Here is a 16,839-nt window from a genome sequence, read left to right on the forward strand (position 1 = left end):
TGGAGATAGGTCCCATGAACATGCAAGCACTCGATGCGCGCCGTGACACGAGCGGCGGTTACAAGGTGGATGTCAGCCGTGGCGAGCGGATCGGCCGCGTCTCGTCCGAATGGTTCTCGCGTCCAGTTGATGAGCGCTACCTTTCACTGTCGGAACTGGCCAGGTCCGTGCGCGACCGCACCGAACGCAGCCGCACCCGCGTGGTGGAAAGCGCGCTCGTCCATGTCGAGGCCAATCGCGACGATCCGGAGCGGCTGGCCTTCATGCTCCCCGGCGCCAACGCTCCCGTCTCGCCGACGCACTGGTCTTTCGGCCAGCTCGCCAGCATGGTCGGCGCGCCCGCCGCCTATTTGCGGCAGCTCCCCGCCGCGCTTGCCGGCATCAATCTGCAATATGGCCTGAGCTCCAACCGGGCCGAGCAGATCAAAACGTTCGAAACCGACGATGGGCGCGTCGAGCTGCGCGCCGTCACCGGCCCGGACTATGGCCGCATCTTCGATCACGAACTGGTCGAGGCGGTACAGCGCATCGCTGGCAACGGCACAGGCGACACACGTTGGAAGGTGCCGGGCGTGCTGGACTGGTCGACCGGCGTCTACAATCCTCGCGTCGACATCACCAAAGATACGACGACGCTCTACGCTTCGGATCGCGACGTCTTCCTCTTTCTCGTCGACGATCTGAATCCGATCGAAGCCGGCCGCCTGCCGGACGGATCGCCCGATCTGTTCTTCCGCGGCTTCTACTGCTGGAACTCGGAAGTTGGCGCCAAGACCCTTGGCATGGCGAGCTTCTATCTGCGCGCGGTCTGCCAGAATCGCAATTTGTGGGGCGTGGAGGATTTCGAGGAAATCACCATCCGCCACAGCAAATATGCCGCCAACCGCTTTGCGCATGAGGCGGCGCCGGCGTTGCTGAACTTCGCGAACTCCTCGCCCATGCCCTTCGTCAACGGCATCAAGGCCGCTCGCGAACGGATTGTCGCCAGGACCTACGAGGACCGCACCGATTTCCTGCGCCGTCGCGGTTTCTCCAAGGTCGAGACCGGCAAGATCATCGACACGGTGCTGGCCGAGGAAGGTCGCCCGCCCGAAAGCATCTTCGATTTCGTGCAGGGCATTACCGCCGTCGCGCGTGACAAGCCGCATCAGGATGCCCGCCTCGATATGGAGGGCAAAGCGAAGAAGCTGCTCGATCGGGCCGCCTGAATTACTCAAAGCCGGAAATGCAGATGTCCGTGTTTCCGGCTTGCTATCTGGTTGATCCAATATGTCAAAAACAGGCCTACGCGGTGGAGACACCCTCTCGCTCCAGAACCGCTCGCACCTCTTCAAAAGCTGCGGCTATATTGTTGCGAGGAAATCTGATCTGACCAAGCCCCTGAATGTTCGAGAACTCCGCACATCCCTCCTCCAACAGGATTATGGCTTTGGTGAAGCCGAGACGACCCTGAAAAAGCCCTACCTCATGAATGACATTCATCCGGGCACGCTCGGACCCGTCTTTCATTTCATCTTCAGCGGTCAGTACGACCAAGGCACACGCCGCGCCGTCCAACATCTCTGACAGGCGCGCGATATTTGTGACGCCAGCCACGGGAACGCGGTTAAATTCCTCATAAGGCAGCCCCAGTCGACCCACCACGAAATCTTTCAACTCTCGCCACAAAGGAGATCGGCCGTGGCCAATGAATACATTGGTTCCTATCCGCTCTTCTCTACGACTTTTCTTACTGCGGCGACCCAAATGAGAACCCGCCTTTCTAGCAATTTTACTTAGCTCGCCACATTCATCGGCAGGAATTTGTAGGGCCGCAATTTTTGCAATAACTTCTTGGTGAGGTGCGAGGTGCAGGCCGCCGCTAATCGCATTACTGTCGCGCGACCAAATTTGACCGCTTGGTAGCATGGCGCGACCTAAAACATCTGCGGTTGGCAGAGATATTTTCTCCGCCTCATCTTTTAGCCTTCGGAGAAACTCGTCACTTTCTTCATCCAAAGCGACCGTCAATTCTGAAATAATTTCATCGCGGATATCTTCAATTTTTTCACGTATTGCCGCGCTATCACGGATGGCTAGTGTAATATCCGGATTACCTGCTCGCCGCTCGATCTCCTCCTTCACGGCCCCACTTGGGTATTCCTGCCAATCGCCAACAGATCCCATGCTGGTAAAACTCATGTCCATTAGCCCCCATTCCGGACTAAACTGCGCTCCTGGTGGCCGAGACGACAAATTAGAATAATAGACATAGGCATGATAACCCATGTTGGAACCACTCCAGGATTCTTGAAGACGCACCGCCTCATCCATTATTTTTTTGAGTTGAGGGTGGTGCACCTGCTTAAATGCCTCAGATAATTTTTGTAAGTCTTCAGCATATCCTAATAAGCTCAATGGATTTCTCCCAGGCAACAAATGGCATTGATTCGATTTTCTTGATTATTGTAGGGCTTCTGTCCCTTTCTGTATCCACATCTTCGGTAGGCGCTGCCCTCCAAGAGTGAGAGAGCGGCGTTTCGCTTCGTGACGGGTTGGAGGTCGAGAGAGAGGCTCCCGGCCGCCCGTCGCGGAGCAAATCCCGATGGCTACTGCCGTTCAGAAGATCACCCTGTCGTCCTCGCGCGACATCCCCTTCAACAAGCTGGTGCTCAGCCAGTCCAACGTCCGCCACGTTAAGGCCGGTATCTCGATCGAGGACCTGGCGGCCTCGATCGCCCGTCGCGGCCTGATCCAGAGCATCAGCGTCTTCCCGGTCATCGATGCCGAGAGCAACGAGACCGGCATGTTCGAGGTGCCGGCCGGCGGCCGCCGCTTCCGCGCGCTCGAGATGCTGGTGAAGCAGAAGCGCCTCGCCAAGACTACACCGGTGCCCTGTGTCGTGCGCGAGCGTGATGGCGCGATCCTCGCCGAAGAGATCTCGCTCGCCGAGAATATCGAGCGCGCGCCGCTCCACCCTCTCGATCAATTCCGGGCCTTTCAGGACATGCGCGCCAAAGGCATGACCGAGGAAGAGATCGCCGCCGCCTTCTTCGTGTCGGCCCAGGTCGTGAAGCAGCGGCTCCGGCTTGCCTCTGTCTCGTCGGCGCTGCTCGACATCTATGCCGAGGACGGCATGACACTGGAGCAGCTCATGGCCTTCACGGTTTCCGGCGACCATGACCGCCAGCAGCAGGTCTGGGATGCCGTGAAGGATTCCTGGTCGAAGGAGCCCTATCAGATCCGCCGGATGCTGACCGAGACCACGGTCCGGGCCTCCGACAAGCGCGCCGTTTTCGTAGGCCTCGACGCCTATGAGGTGGCCGGCGGCATCATCATGCGCGACCTGTTCCAGTCCGACGATGGCGGCTGGCTGCAGGACGTGACGCTGCTCGACCGGCTGGTCGCCGAGAAGCTGAAGGCCGAAGCCGACACGGTTGCAGCCGAAGGCTGGAAGTGGATCGAGGTCGCCGTCAGCTTTCCGTATGGCGCGACCCATGGCCTGCGGGCGCTGGAAGGCGAGCCGCTCGACCTGACCACCGATGAACAGGCGACGATGGCAGCCCTGAACGCTGAATATCAGAAGCTCGAAGCCGAGTATGAAGGCGCTGACGACCTGCCGGAAGAGGTCGATCAGCGTCTCGGCGAGATCGAGACAGCCCTTGCGGCCTTCGATGAGCGTCCCATCCGCTTCGAGCCCGCCGACATCGCCCGCGCCGGCGTCTTCGTCAGCGTCGGCCATGACGGCCGGCTCGACATCGAACGCGGCTATGTCCGCCCCGAGGACGAGGCGCCCGAACCGGTGCACGACATCGAGGACGGCGAGACCGGCGAGGTTCAGCATGATCCGGCTGATCCACGTGTGCAGCGCGCCGTCATCACCATCGGCGGCGAACCGGCGGACAGCGAGGACGAGGAGGAAGAGGCGATCAGGCCGCTGCCCGACCGTCTGGTCACCGAGTTGACCGCGCAACGGACGCTGGCGCTGCGCAACGCGCTGGCTGAGCATCCGCATGTCGCCATGACCGCGTTGCTGCACAAGCTGGTCTCGGACACCTTCCAGCATCGCATGTGCAAGGGCGCGCTGGAGGCGAGCGTCAATCACATCTTCTTCCCCGTGCAGGACGAGGGGCTGAATGACAGCCCATCGGCTCGTGCGGTGCAGGAGCGTAACGAGGCCTGGGCAGGCGACATCCCCGCCGAAGACCAGGCGCTGTGGGACTGGCTGGCCGGGCTCGACGATACCAGCCGCATGGCGCTGCTCGCCCATTGCGTCAGCTATGGCGTCAACGCCCTCTACGAGAAGCCCAACCCCTATGGCGGCAACGGCGCCTCTCAGCACACGCTGGACATGCGGCTCGCTCAGGCTGACCGGCTGGCGCGCGCGACCGGTCTCGATATGGTCGAGGTCGGCTGGCGGCCCACGGTCGGCAACTATCTCGGCCGGGTCACCAAGCCGCGCATCCTCGAAGCGGTACGCGAGGGTGCGGGCGAGCAGGCCGCGCAGCTCATCGACCATCTGAAGAAGGGTGACATGGCACGGGAAGCCGAGCGCCTGCTGGCCGACACCGGTTGGCTCCCGGAGCCCCTGCGCCTGGCAGCCGAGGCCGAAACCGCCACGCCCGGCGTCGACGCGGGTGCTGAGGATTACGGGGCTGACCTGCCGGCCTTCTTCACCGAGGGCGACGAGGATGAAGACGTCACCGCGGACGAGGACGACGAAGTCCACGCCATCGCGGCCGAATGATCACAGGAGGCGGGGTGGCTCCAGCCGCTCCGCCCCATTCCCCTCTCATCGAGCCCGGCCATCGCGCCGGGCTCCTTTCGTTTCAGGAGCCTGGCATGGCCGGCTACTTCACTCATTTCTCGTGCCTGCTCGATGTCGGCACGCCTCAGAACGCCGCTCGTGCGCTCGATCTCTACAACGTCCTGTCGGAGGAAGGCGTCTCGGAGGAACCGCCTTCAGACGGGTTCCTGCTCTCGATCCAGCCCGTACATGGCAGCACGAACCTCTGGATGCGCGATGACGTCACCGGCGATCCCGAGCGGCTGATACAGTTCTTCAAACGGTGCGCTGTGGAATTCGGTCTCACCGGCCGCTGGGGCTTCCAATACGCCAACACCTGCTCGAAACCTCGGCTCGATGGTTTCGGCGGCGGCGCGCATGTCCTCGATCTCGCCACGGGCGAGACCGTCGACTGGACTTACACCGATGGTTGGCTTGCCGAGCTTCTCTCTGGCGATGGAGAACGGACATGAGCATCCCCGACCATGCTAGATGCAATTTCCAGACGCTGCTGCGCGCGGCGGCGGATGACAATCTCGCGCTCATGGAATGCCTCGACGCCGAGACCGGCGCCCAGCGCTATGTCATCTGCGCCGTTGGGCGCGATAGCGGAGATTATGTCTTCACCCCCTTCGGCCATCTCGCCGACGACAATCCCTATGACGCCTATCTGCCGCCCGATCCTGACGATCCGGGCGGTTTCGTGCGGCCCGAAGCGCCATCATAGTTGTGATAGCCAGCCCTCTTCCCCCGATCGTCAAAGCGCCCCGCCTCGCGGCCCGGCGCTTTTTTGATGCCCGCCTTCGAGAGTGAGAGGTCCGCCGGGACGGAATGAGTCCGGGCGGTTCGAGAGAGAGCGCCGGCCGGGCTTGTCCGTTCACGCTCTCCCGAGGATCTCCCGATGACTGTCTTTTTATCCGTGGCCGCTCCGGCCGCGCCCGTCGCCCGTGGGCCTGCCATCCTGTCGGCAGCCCAGAACCTGCTCCTCCATCTCGAACGCGGTGAGCGCATCGATACGCCGCTGCTGCGTGCGGTGATGGAAACTGCGTTCTGCGCTTCCGATTCCGCTGGCGCATGGGATTGGAAGGTCGCCTACGAAGCCTGCGAGGTCGCCGCCGTCCTGTTCCTGCGGAAATTCGGACGCGCACTTTTCCGCAAATCCGTATCTCCGGCGGCACGGCTTTCCATGCTGGCGAAAGTCGCGGGGCTTTTGCCCACCCATACTCGCCGATCCGAGGAATCTCAGGAGCTTCAGCAATTCTCGACACCAGTGCCGCTTGGCCTCGCTGTGTTGACGGCGGCGGCGATCACGCCGGACGACATCGTGCTGGAGCCTTCAGCTGGCACTGGCCTGCTCGCCATTCTCGCATCGATGGTCGGCGGATCGCTGATCCTCAACGAATTGGCCGACCTTCGCGCCGATCTCCTCGCCTCTCTCTTCCCGGCAATCACCGTCACCCGGTTCGACGCCGCACAGATCGACGATCATCTCGACCCGGCAGCCGTTCCCTCCGTCGTGCTGATGAACCCACCATTCTCGGCGATGGCCAATGTCCCCGGCCGCGTCGTAGACGCCGGCTTTCGCCACATCGCCTCGGCCCTGAACCGGCTTGCGCCCGGTGGCCGGCTCGTGGCGATCACCGGAGCCGCTGTCGGGCCGGACACGCCTAATTGGCGCGGTGCGTTCGAGCGCCTGCAGAAACGGAGCACTGTCGTCTTCTCCGCGGCAATTGCCGGCTCGGTCTATGCCAAGCACGGAACCACCTTCGCGACGCGGCTGACCGTCATCGACAAGCTGCCGGCTGGCGAACCGGTTAGCTTTCCGACATCGCCCGGCATGGCGCCCGATGTCGCTACGTTGCTCGGCTGGATCAAGCGCGACATGCCGGCCCGCCTGCCCGTCACTTTGCCGGAGATCCTTGCGCCGAGCTTGGCAGCGTCCCCGAAATCTGTGCGCGGCTACCTCGCCCGCACGGCATCCTCGCATCCGGGAACACCGATCGCCACCGATCCCGATGGGGTCGCACTCGCCTATGAGACCGTGGACTGGGCGCCGGCAGAGGGCGCGCGCCTGACCGAAGCGATCTATGAAGAATACGGATTGCAATCGATCCGCATTCCCGGCTCTCAGGCTCACCCAACGAGGCTCGTCCAGTCCGCCGCCATGGCGAGCATCGCACCGCCCAAGCCGAGCTATCGGCCAACATTGCCGGCGAACATCCTCCGCCTGCTGTCCGATGCACAGCTCGAGACGGTGATCTATGCCGGTGAGGCGCACAGCGATCATCTCACCGGATCATGGACGGTCGATAAGACCTTTGACGTCGTGAAGGCCGCGCCCGCCGACGTGCCCGACACCGTTCGCTTCCGCCGTGGTTTCATGCTCGGCGACGGCACCGGCGCCGGGAAAGGCCGCCAGGCGGCCGGCGTAATCCTCGATAACTGGCTCCAGGGACGGCGCAAGGCCGTCTGGATCTCTAAGTCCGACAAACTGATCGAGGACGCGCAGCGCGACTGGTCAGCGCTCGGCATGGAGCGCCTGCTGGTCACGCCGCTGTCACGGTTCCCGCAGGGCAAGGCCATCACGCTCTCGGAGGGCGTCTTATTTGCAACCTACGCCACGCTGCGCTCCGACGACAAGGCTGAGAAGGTTTCGCGCGTCCGACAGATCGTCGATTGGTTGGGCTCCGATTTCGACGGAGTGATCATTTTCGACGAGAGCCACGCGATGCAGAACGCCGGCGGCGGCAAGGGAGAACGGGGCGACGTTGCCGCCTCACAGCAAGGACGCGCGGGCCTGCGGCTTCAGCACGCCCTCCCGAATGCCCGCGTCGTCTACGTCTCTGCCACCGGCGCGACCACCGTCCACAATCTCGCCTATGCCCAGCGGCTTGGCCTCTGGGGTGGCGAGGACTTCCCCTTCGCCACCCGCGCGGAATTCGTGGAGGCGATCGAGGATGGCGGCGTCGCGGCGATGGAGGTGCTGGCCCGCGACCTGCGTTCGCTCGGCCTCTACACCGCCCGCTCGCTCTCCTATGACGGCGTGGAATACGAGCTGGTCGAGCACGCGCTGACCGATGAGCAGCGCCGCATTTACGACGCCTATGCCGGCGCCTTCGCCATCATCCACAATCATCTCGATGCGGCGATGGAGGCCGCCAACATCACCGGCTCGACGGGGACGTTGAACCGGCAGGCGAAGTCCGCGGCCCGCTCAGCCTTCGAGAGCGCCAAGCAGCGTTTCTTCGGGCATCTGCTGACGTCGATGAAGACGCCAACCCTGATCGCCTCGATCGACCGTGATCTGGCGGCTGGCCATGCCGCCGTCGTGCAGATCGTATCGACGGGCGAAGCCCTGATGGAACGACGCCTGGCCGAGATCCCGACCGACGAATGGAACGACGTGCGCGTCGACATCACGCCGCGCGAATACGTTCTCGACTATCTCGCCCATTCCTTCCCGGTGCAGCTCTACGAACCCTACACGACAAGCGATAGCAATCTGTCGTCACGCCCGGTCTATCGCGATGGCCAGCCTGTCGAAAGCCGCGAAGCTGTCGCGCGCCGCGACGAACTGATCGAACGGCTCGCATCGCTCCCGCCGGTGCCCGGCGCCCTCGATCAGATCGTGCAGCGGTTTGGCACCGACATGGTGGCCGAGGTGACGGGCCGCTCGCGGCGGATCGTCCGCAAAGGCGATCGCCTGACTGTCGAGAACCGCGCGCCGTCGGCGAATCTCGCCGAGACGGCCGCCTTCATGGACGACGTGAAGCGCGTGCTCGTGTTCAGCGATGCGGGCGGCACCGGCCGCAGCTACCATGCGGAGCTGTCGGCGAAGAATCAGCGGCTGCGCGTCCATTACCTGCTCGAACCAGGCTGGAAGGCAGACGCTGCGATCCAGGGGCTTGGCCGCACCAATCGGACGAACCAGGCACAGCCGCCGCTATTCCGTCCGATCGCGACCAATGTGAAAGCGGAGAAGCGCTTCCTCTCAACGATTGCCCGACGCCTCGATACGCTCGGCGCAATCACGCGCGGGCAGCGCCAGACCGGCGGTCAGGGCCTGTTCCGGCCCGAGGACAATCTGGAATCCTGCTATGCTCGCGACGCGTTGCGCCAGCTCTATGTCCTGATTGTGCGGGGCAAGATCGAGGGCTGCTCGCTCCATCGCTTCGAGACCGCCACCGGCCTCAAGCTGATGGACGACAACGGCATCAAAGACGAGCTGCCGCCGATCACGACCTTCCTCAATCGGCTGCTGGCGCTCACCATCGAGTTGCAGGGCATTCTATTCAGCGCGTTCGAACAGCTTCTCGATGCAAAGGTATCGAGCGCGATCGCGAGCGGCGTCTATGACGTAGGCCTCGAAACCCTGACGGCGGAAAGCTTCGTCGTTACCGATCGCACGACGATCTACACCCATCCGGCCTCGGGTGCGCAGACCCGGCTACTGACCATCGCCCAGCGGACCCGCAATCTTCCGCTCTCGCTCGACGACGCGCTCGGCTGGCTTGATGATTGTGGCGCGAAGCTGCTGGTGAACGAACGATCCGGGCGCGCTGCCGTGCAGATTTCCGCACCGTCGCTCATGCTCGACGATGGCGAGATCGAACGTCGCGTTCGCCTGATCCGGCCGATGGAGCATCACCATGCCTCGTTGAAGTCGATGGTAGAGAGCCATTGGCAGGAGGCCGACCGCGACACCTTCGCCGCGGCTTGGTCTCGCGAACTCGCCGATGTGCCCGCCTTCAGCGACAGCACAATTCACATCGTCGCCGGATTGTTGCTGCCGGTGTGGAAACGTCTGCCGAACGAGTCCACCCGCGTTTACCGGCTTCAGACCGACGATGGCGAGCGCATCATCGGCCGCCGCGTCTCGCCAGCCTGGGCCGCGAACGCCGCTTCGACCGGCACGACCAATCTATCGGCCAACGACGCCTATGCGGCTTTGATCGACGGGCGGACGATCCTCGACCTGGCGGAAGGGCTTCAGCTTCGCCGCGTGCGCGTCATGGGCGCGAACCGCATCGAGCTTTCCGGCTTCACCGAAGCCATGCGCGAGCGCCTTCGCGCCTATGGCCTCTTCACGGAGATTATCTCGTGGAAGCTGCGGTTCTTCATGCCGATCGACAGCACGGGACCGGCGGTGCTCGGCAAGCTGCTCGACACCTATCCGGTGGCGCGCATCGGCGAGCGGGAGGCCCCGTGATGGCCCGCCGCGACGCTTCCGATCTCGCATACCGTCTCGGCCGGCAGGCTGAGGCGGTATGCAAACGCTATCTCCCTGCCGGTCGCCGACAGGGCAACTATTGGCAGGTTGGCGATGTTCGTAACACGCCCGGCCGATCCATGTTCGTGCGCCTCAAGGACACCGCCAAAGGCCCCGCTGGCAAATGGACCGACGCCGCGACTGGCGAGCATGGCGACCTGCTCGACGTGATCCGTGATTCGCTGGGCCTCATCGACTTCGCCGACGTTGCCGAAGAGGCCCGTCTGTTCCTCAGCATGCCGCCGCCCGATCCCGAATCGGCGCCGAAACAGCACGCTCGCACGTCAGCACCATCGGGGTCCGCCGAGGCCGCACGTCGGCTCATCGCGATGTGTCAGCCGATCGGCGGCACGCTCGTAGAAGCGTATTTGCGCAGACGCGGAATTACGGCTTTGCACGGATGCGGAAGCCTCCGCTTCCATCCCCGGTGCTACTATCGGCCCGACGAGCACAGCCCGACCGAGACCTGGCCGGCCATGGTCGCCACCGTCACCAATCTCGCCGACAGGATCACCGGCGCGCATCGGACCTGGCTCGCGCCCGACGGTTCAGGTAAGGCGCCGATCGACATCCAGCGCAAAGCGATGGGCGACCTTCTTGGGCACGCGGTCCGCTTCGGGCTCTCAGGCGACGTGCTGGCGGCCGGCGAAGGGATCGAAAGCGTGCTATCTGTCCGTGAGGTCATGCCCGGCATATCGGCGGCGGCCGCGCTCTCCGCGGCGCACCTTGCTGCCATCCAGTTCTACGATGCGCTGCGCCGGCTCTATATCGTCCGCGACAATGATCGCGCCGGAGACGGTGCGAGGAACACGCTGGTCGAACGGGCGAAGGCGGTCGGGATCGAGACGATTGCCCTGTCGCCCATACTCGGGGACTTCAATGAGGATCTCCGCACCTATGGCCGTGATGCCCTGTTGGCGCATATCCGAGTGCAGCTTGCCCCGCAGGACGTCGCCCGCTTCATGGCGTTGGCGGGATAGATCGGGGACTGAACGGTGGCGGCGGGCGTCCGCCGTCATGCTCGCATGTATGTCCGGTCCTTTGCAGAGGACCGCGCCTCGGCCTTCTAGAGGGCGATCGGCCCACAAGCGGTTCGGACAGGCAATGCCTGCGGCCGACTATTTTCCGGCGGCGCGTGCCGCGCCTTTCCATCGCGAAACAAAATAGCCGGCCTCCGGCATCCTCCGCGTTCGCTCCGGCCCGGCGCGCGCGCCGGGTGCAGGTCCGCTCCGCCCGTGGGCTCCGTCGCCATGAAGGCCGCGACGGTCGCGGTCCAGCCAAGGGAGCATCCCATGAACGAGCACGACGACTACGAACCCCACCATGAATCGTCACCCACCGATCACGTCCTCAACGAACTCCAGCTCCACGGCTACCGCCCCTTCGCCGACGAGCCGGATCAGCGTCTCCTGCCAGACGGCAATCAGGTCGCAGGCGCTGTCGCAGACATCTTCGATGCCCTGATCTCGACCCTGGAGGACACGCGCCTCGAACCCGACCTCGACGATCTCCTCTGGTCGACCGTCAACGTCTTCCACCGCGCCACCGAGCGGATCGCCCGCGAACTCGACGACAACGAGCAGGCTCAGAAACGCTCGCAGCGGCAGCAGGACGGCAGCGAGGTGAACTCGGTCGAACTCGAGCGCCAGATCGCCGAGGGCAAGACGCTCATCGAACGGCTGAACGCTTTCGAACTGATGCGCGATCAGGCCGCCGAACACTACGAGCGCCATGTCGGCAAGCCTTGGCTCCCTCGCACCGGCTCAAAGGTCAACCATCGCAACCTGACCTCCGCGATGATCGACAGCCGCGACTTCCTCATGGCGAAGAAGCGCGCCGAGCAAGAAGTCCTTCTCCCTCCCGGCCCAAAGATCGTTGTCACCGGTGGCCTCGACTTCAATGACCACCGGCTGATCTGGGCCAAGCTCGATCAGGTCCACGAGAAGCACCCAGACATGGTACTGATCCACGGCAAATCCCCGAAAGGCGCCGAAAAGATCGCCACGCTCTGGGCGAATAATCGCAACGTACCGCAGATCGGCTTCGCACCCGACTGGACGAAGCATGGTCGCGCCGCCCCCTTCAAGCGCAACGACGAGATGCTCGACATCGTGCCGAAGGGCGTGATGCACTTCCCAGGCACCGGCATCAACGACAACCTCGCCGACAAGGCCAGGAAGCTCGGCATCCCGGTCTGGAGGTTCGGCGGCGCGTGAGCGCCGCCTATCTCAGGTCGATCTTCCAGAACCTCAGCACTTCCTCAACTTCCGCTTTCGGGTAGTGGAGGTAATCGGCATTGGCCAAATCAGACCGCACCTTCGATTTTCGTTTCGCGATCTCGCGTTCGATACGCGATGTGAAGGGAGCAGTGCCCGGTGGCAGAATGCCCGGTCGGTCGGGTGCGGGCCAACTCTTCGGATAATCTGACGGTATCCAGCCCGACCGAACTTGTTCCGCCTGCGTCCCCACAGATTCATGCTCGCATGCCCATCCGTAAAGATGGAACGAACAAACCCGCAGCATTGCCTTGATCTCGGGAAGCGTGTCGGTGAAGCCCTTCAGCGAAGTGGGCAGCCAGACCATGTTCGCAACACATGAGAAGTAGCGCGGGTCCTGCACGACGCTACTGCGCTGCGCGAAGGACGGATCGTCATATCCCCAGATGTGGCAGACGGTCCAATTCTTCGGCTTAGGCGACGCGACGTCGAGAGCGGCCACAAGCGCGTTCAGTGCCGCCACGTTTCCCTCGAACTTCTCGGCAGTCACGCCTGTCGCCTTCCGAGTGTTCGTGTATCGGCGAGACCAACCGGCATCGTAGAGTGGGCGGCCTCGCGCCGTGTGCGGCGCCCAGACCGGCAGCGCGTGGAAAGTGTGCGGATGAACCCACCGTGCCGTTCGCTCGATCAATTCAACGATTGCTGGGATGTCGGCACGAAGCGCCTCGTTGCCGTCGGGCACATGAAATCCACTCGCCACTGTTCCCCCGCCATGATTATCGCCTCCGCTGCGCGAGACGTCCGCTGAAGTCTTGGCACTTGGGCTGTTGAGATATTCATCGACTACCATTTCGGACCGGCTGACGCACCCCCCGCTTTTCTGCGCTGATCCTTGGTCCGACTGATCGCTTGATGCCATCAACCCGTAAAGGGTCGGCTATGCGGGCATGCCGCCGCTGCGGTTTCACCTTCGCGGTGATTGCAGCACTCAGTCCGACACATCGGGCGCCTGTCAGCGGGGGATGGTCCTCCGCTTCAAGCAGGAGCCGGATCAATGTCCCTCAACGACGCTCAAGCCTTCGCCTTCAGCCTCGCCGCAACGCTCATGGCCGCCATCGTCATCTTCCGTGCCGGCGACGGCACGCTCTCGGTCACCCCCGCAGCCGAATACGACGGCGATGCCGCCGAAATCGTCAGCGAGATCGATCCTTTCGCCCCATGACGGGGCGAAGATCGTCATGGCCGAGACGAGAACCTTGCCGGTTTCCGCTCCCGCTGACGGTTATCTTTTGCTATTCTTTGTTTCGTGCCGTGGTGGTGGTGGAGGCGCGACCGTCAGAGCTTTCCTCACGGAGACACCACCATGATCTTTCTCGGCATTCTTCTTTCCATCGCAGCCATCGGCTTCTTCTGCTGGCTTCTGTTCACACTCGCCGTCTTCGCGCTTCCTTTCTTCGCAGGGCTGAGCGTCGGAACCTGGGCTTGGCACACCGGCGCGGGTTGGCTCGGAGCGATCATCATCGGCATTGTCGCCGCGGGGCTCACGCTCAGCATCGGCCAGGTCCTGTTCGTGATCGTCCGTCCCATGTGGGCGCGGCTGCTGATCGCACTGGTCTTTGTCGCGCCCGCAGTGATGGCGGGCTATCACGCCACGCATGGCATCGTGAAACACACCGTGCCGTCGGAGACCTGGCAGATCGCTTTTTCCGTCATCGGCGCGATCGCCGTCGGCATCACCGCACTCACGCGGGTCACGGGCATGGCGGCCGCCGCCCCGGCCGGTCAAGGCACGATGAAGGCCTGATCGTTTCTCCATGCGATGGTTCGCCAGACCAAACGGCTGATCCGCGCCCGCCTCGTCGGCAAAGACGTGGCAAGGTGGCGATGGCAGCGTGGCGGCAAGAGGCCCAGAATCTGCAATCCTGCTGATACGCCTGGACCAACGGCGGCAACGGCCCGACGCAACCAACCATGACGTGATGGCGGGCGCTCATGACGCGGAAGAGCGTGGCGGTGGAGAAGCACATCCGGTCAGCCGGTAGGGAGGGATGAGCCGGTGAGAGATCGAACAATCTCCGTGCCGGTCGTGTCAGGTCGCCATCATCTCCGTGAGACATCCGTCCGCCGACCGCTCCAAACGGCCTCTCCAATGGGCTGATCTGGCCGAAGAACAGCTTCGCCTCGACCGCCTATGCCGCAACGGCGCGTCCCGACTTTCTTCCCCTGTCGGCCAAGGCCGTCATTCCTCGCGAGGCAAGAAACTCTTGCCTGCGCCATCCTCCGCTTCGCTCCGGTCGCAAGCGATGCGTCGTCGGTCGTCTCCGGCCAACCGATCGCCATCGAGGCCGCATGGTGCGGGCTCGAAAACGGAAAACGGAGATTTGAACATGGCAACCATCGGCACCTTCAAGAAGACCGGCTCGAACGAATTCACCGGCGAAATCGTCACCCTCAGCGTCCAGGCCAAGGGCGTGCGCATCGTCCCCGACCAGCGCGCCACCGGCGAGAACGCCCCCAGCCACCGGGTCCTGGTTGGCCGCGCCGAGATCGGCGCCGCCTGGACGAAGCGCTCGGGCGAAGGCCGCGACTATCTGGGCCTCAAGCTCGACGATCCGAGCTTCAACGCCCCGATCTACGCCAACCTCTTCGACGACGAGGAAGGCGACACCCACTCGCTGATCTGGTCCCGCCCCAACCGCCGCAACGGCGACTGAGGCCCGCAGCCGCCCCGCCCGGACAATCCGGGCGGGGCCGAAGCGCTGCTGCCGCAACCGAATCAGTTAAGCCGAAACGACGGCTGAAGCTGGCCAATCAGCAGAAATAGCTTGGCTTGCGGCCTCAAGAACGACTATTATAGTCGTAGTTCTGGCGTGCGTGCCAGCGTGAGTGGGAAGTGATCATGCATGATCACCGCCCGACAATCACGGGCCGCACGCGCGTTGCTGGGTTGGACACAGGAGACGCTCGCTGACAAGGCCCAAGTATCACTGACCGCATTGAAGCGCCTCGAATCCGAAAACGGCCTCGAGGTGTATGAAACGACACGCGATCAGGTTCGTCGGGCCTTTGAAGGCAACGGCATCGTTCTCCTCACATCCGACCAGGGTGAAGGTGTTATGCTCGTCCGTGCGAAAATCGACAGTCGCAAGTCTTCGTGATTTCTGCCCGTTTGAACTGACAGGCGATACAGGCGGCGCATCGCCTGATGTGTGGCGATGCTCGCTGCTTCGCATCCAAATCCAATGGTTAACACCGGGATTTAGAACGGCTATAAATGGGTACTGGGGCACAATATGACGGACATAGATTTTCTCGACGAACCGCCGGAAAGCGCGGTGCTCACGGCATATGACCGTAAGCACATGGTTCTCTATCTGCGCCTGCTCGACGCGGCGACGGACGGCGCCGACTGGCGCGAAGCCGTCATGATCCTGTTCGGCCTCGACCCCACGAACGAGCCAGAACGTGCGCGCCATGTCCATGATACCCATCTGGCCCGCGCGCGCTGGATGACGGAGCACGGCTATCGCTTGTTGGTGCGCGAAGGCCATCTTCATTGATTAATTGCGATGCAGTCACGGCATCGCATGTTGCAACCCTCAGGGCTTCAGACCGGTATTACAATCGGGAATCATCACAGGCCGCGATACGCACGAACGATGCGAGCCTGGAGGTAACATGACTCCCGATATATCGAACTGGAGAGCATCACCGAACTATGACTATATTGATCGCCTTGTGGCGCCCGACCTCGCCTGGGAATGGTTGCGGCGCAACAGCGAGTATCAGCATGACTATTCCAAGGTCGAAGGTCAGACGGATGAGTCCGAACTGCTGGTGAACGCGGTCCGGCGACGCTGGGGCCTGCAATTTCCTTGTCCACCCTATTTTCACCGCCGTTGAGACCCCCGTCTTCTGGTCGCCAGAGGAAGACAGCAGCGTCGTCATCCTGACGGATGTTCCCTCGCTCCTTCCCTCCGACAACATTTTCATCGACGCACTTGATCCGAACGCGCCCCGCCGCGACGAAACCGGCGAGCATTTTCTCCATGATCTCGGCAACGGGCAGTCGCTGCACCTGGTCCGCCTGATTGGCGTCGATGGAGCCCGGCCGCTGGCGGCTCTTGTGCCCCTCGACGCGGACGGCCTTGATCGTGTCGAAGCGGTCAGCCGCCTCGTCAAGGCGCTTCATGGGCGCGCGGTGCCACAAGATGCCCGATTGACCGATCAGCAATTGCGCCGTGCACGCCATATGCTGCAAGCCGTCGATGGCCGGACCAGCGGCGCAAGCTACCGCGAAATTGCCGAGGCCCTCTTCGGCGTGCGTCGCGTCGCCGATCAGCCGTGGAAAACCTCCGCGCTGCGAGACACCGTCAGGGATCTCGTCCGCGACGGCCTTGCCATGATCCAGGGCGGGTATCGTCAGCTTCTTCGTCATCGCCGCCGATCCTAGCGAATTCTCCCTTTTCGGGAGGGGGGAGAATTTAGCCCTTCCATCTTCGCCCTCCCTCCTGCCGGGCCTTCTTCGCCACCGTGCTTTTCGTCCGCCGCCGATCCTCGACGGCTCTAACGAACCCCACGGAGGCTCG

16 protein-coding genes are annotated in these 16,839 nt (G+C 63.1%); 14 read left to right on the top strand and 2 right to left on the bottom strand.

Translation table 11 applies throughout. From position 1 onward, the window contains the following. Positions 1 to 14 precede the first annotated feature (14 nt). Positions 15 to 1,208 (top strand): DUF932 domain-containing protein, encoded by a 1,194-nt coding sequence (locus ABWW28_RS01005; protein WP_353389862.1) that lies wholly within the window; start codon positions 15 to 17, stop codon positions 1,206 to 1,208. 76 nt (positions 1,209 to 1,284) lie between these two features. On the opposite strand, the gene ABWW28_RS01010 is transcribed toward ABWW28_RS01005, so the two are convergent. Continuing rightward, complete coding sequence (locus ABWW28_RS01010; protein ID WP_353389864.1) at positions 1,285 to 2,397, bottom strand: TIR domain-containing protein; 1,113 nt, start codon at positions 2,395 to 2,397, stop codon at positions 1,285 to 1,287. Between the two features lie 187 nt (positions 2,398 to 2,584). Here ABWW28_RS01010 and ABWW28_RS01015 point away from each other — a divergent pair, with 187 nt between their 5' ends. From ABWW28_RS01015 to ABWW28_RS01040, 6 genes are all read left to right on the top strand, one after another. Further along, positions 2,585 to 4,726 carry a ParB/RepB/Spo0J family partition protein gene (locus ABWW28_RS01015; protein ID WP_353389867.1) on the top strand — a complete coding sequence of 714 codons (2,142 nt, stop codon included), beginning with the start codon at positions 2,585 to 2,587 and terminating at the stop codon, positions 4,724 to 4,726. Positions 4,727 to 4,821: 95 nt separating this feature from the next. Beyond that, positions 4,822 to 5,238: a hypothetical protein gene (locus ABWW28_RS01020; RefSeq protein ID WP_353389870.1), complete on the top strand. Its 417-nt coding sequence runs from the start codon at positions 4,822 to 4,824 to the stop codon at positions 5,236 to 5,238. Beyond that, positions 5,235 to 5,492 carry a DUF6117 family protein gene (locus ABWW28_RS01025; protein WP_353389872.1) on the top strand — a complete coding sequence of 86 codons (258 nt, stop codon included), beginning with the start codon at positions 5,235 to 5,237 and terminating at the stop codon, positions 5,490 to 5,492. Before ABWW28_RS01020 ends, ABWW28_RS01025 begins: the two co-directional genes overlap by 4 nt. A 174-nt stretch (positions 5,493 to 5,666) precedes the next feature. Beyond that, positions 5,667 to 9,974 (top strand): strawberry notch-like NTP hydrolase domain-containing protein, encoded by a 4,308-nt coding sequence (locus tag ABWW28_RS01030; RefSeq protein ID WP_353389875.1) that lies wholly within the window; start codon positions 5,667 to 5,669, stop codon positions 9,972 to 9,974. Next, positions 9,974 to 11,014 carry a DUF7146 domain-containing protein gene (locus ABWW28_RS01035; RefSeq protein WP_353389878.1) on the top strand — a complete coding sequence of 347 codons (1,041 nt, stop codon included), beginning with the start codon at positions 9,974 to 9,976 and terminating at the stop codon, positions 11,012 to 11,014. Before ABWW28_RS01030 ends, ABWW28_RS01035 begins: the two co-directional genes overlap by 1 nt. Before the next feature lie 312 nt (positions 11,015 to 11,326). Then, positions 11,327 to 12,250 (top strand): DUF2493 domain-containing protein, encoded by a 924-nt coding sequence (locus ABWW28_RS01040; protein ID WP_353389881.1) that lies wholly within the window; start codon positions 11,327 to 11,329, stop codon positions 12,248 to 12,250. Between the two features lie 7 nt (positions 12,251 to 12,257). Here ABWW28_RS01040 and ABWW28_RS01045 read toward each other — a convergent pair whose 3' ends face one another. Continuing rightward, entirely contained in the window at positions 12,258 to 13,100 is an 843-nt protein-coding gene (locus tag ABWW28_RS01045; protein ID WP_353389884.1) for a hypothetical protein, read from the bottom strand. A gap of 204 nt (positions 13,101 to 13,304) precedes the next feature. Between ABWW28_RS01045 and ABWW28_RS01050 the strand changes: the two genes are divergently transcribed. From ABWW28_RS01050 to ABWW28_RS01080, 7 genes are all read left to right on the top strand, one after another. After that, positions 13,305 to 13,472, top strand: coding sequence for a hypothetical protein (locus ABWW28_RS01050; RefSeq protein ID WP_200334599.1), 168 nt, complete (start codon positions 13,305 to 13,307; stop codon positions 13,470 to 13,472). Positions 13,473 to 13,613: 141 nt separating this feature from the next. Further along, positions 13,614 to 14,054 carry a hypothetical protein gene (locus tag ABWW28_RS01055; RefSeq protein WP_353389888.1) on the top strand — a complete coding sequence of 147 codons (441 nt, stop codon included), beginning with the start codon at positions 13,614 to 13,616 and terminating at the stop codon, positions 14,052 to 14,054. Between the two features lie 583 nt (positions 14,055 to 14,637). Further along, the gene (locus ABWW28_RS01060; RefSeq protein ID WP_173186699.1) at positions 14,638 to 14,964 is read left to right on the top strand and encodes a DUF736 domain-containing protein; all 327 of its coding nucleotides are present in this window, start codon (positions 14,638 to 14,640) and stop codon (positions 14,962 to 14,964) included. A 189-nt stretch (positions 14,965 to 15,153) separates the two neighbouring features. Further along, positions 15,154 to 15,408: a helix-turn-helix domain-containing protein gene (locus tag ABWW28_RS01065; protein WP_114215823.1), complete on the top strand. Its 255-nt coding sequence runs from the start codon at positions 15,154 to 15,156 to the stop codon at positions 15,406 to 15,408. Between the two features lie 135 nt (positions 15,409 to 15,543). Further along, on the top strand, positions 15,544 to 15,810 hold the full coding sequence (locus ABWW28_RS01070; protein WP_200334603.1) for a DNA -binding domain-containing protein: 267 nt from the start codon (positions 15,544 to 15,546) through the stop codon (positions 15,808 to 15,810). A gap of 118 nt (positions 15,811 to 15,928) precedes the next feature. Further along, positions 15,929 to 16,153, top strand: a complete 225-nt coding sequence (locus ABWW28_RS01075) for a transcriptional regulator domain-containing protein (RefSeq protein WP_201766666.1) — start codon at positions 15,929 to 15,931, stop codon at positions 16,151 to 16,153. 223 nt (positions 16,154 to 16,376) lie between these two features. Next, positions 16,377 to 16,703, top strand: a complete 327-nt coding sequence (locus ABWW28_RS01080) for a DUF2285 domain-containing protein (protein ID WP_353389893.1) — start codon at positions 16,377 to 16,379, stop codon at positions 16,701 to 16,703. The last annotated feature ends 136 nt before the right edge of the window (positions 16,704 to 16,839 follow it).

Origin of the sequence: Brucella sp. NBRC 14130 (genome assembly GCF_040371715.1) — a bacterium.
Taxonomy (GTDB): Bacteria; Pseudomonadota; Alphaproteobacteria; order Rhizobiales; family Rhizobiaceae; genus Brucella; species Brucella intermedia.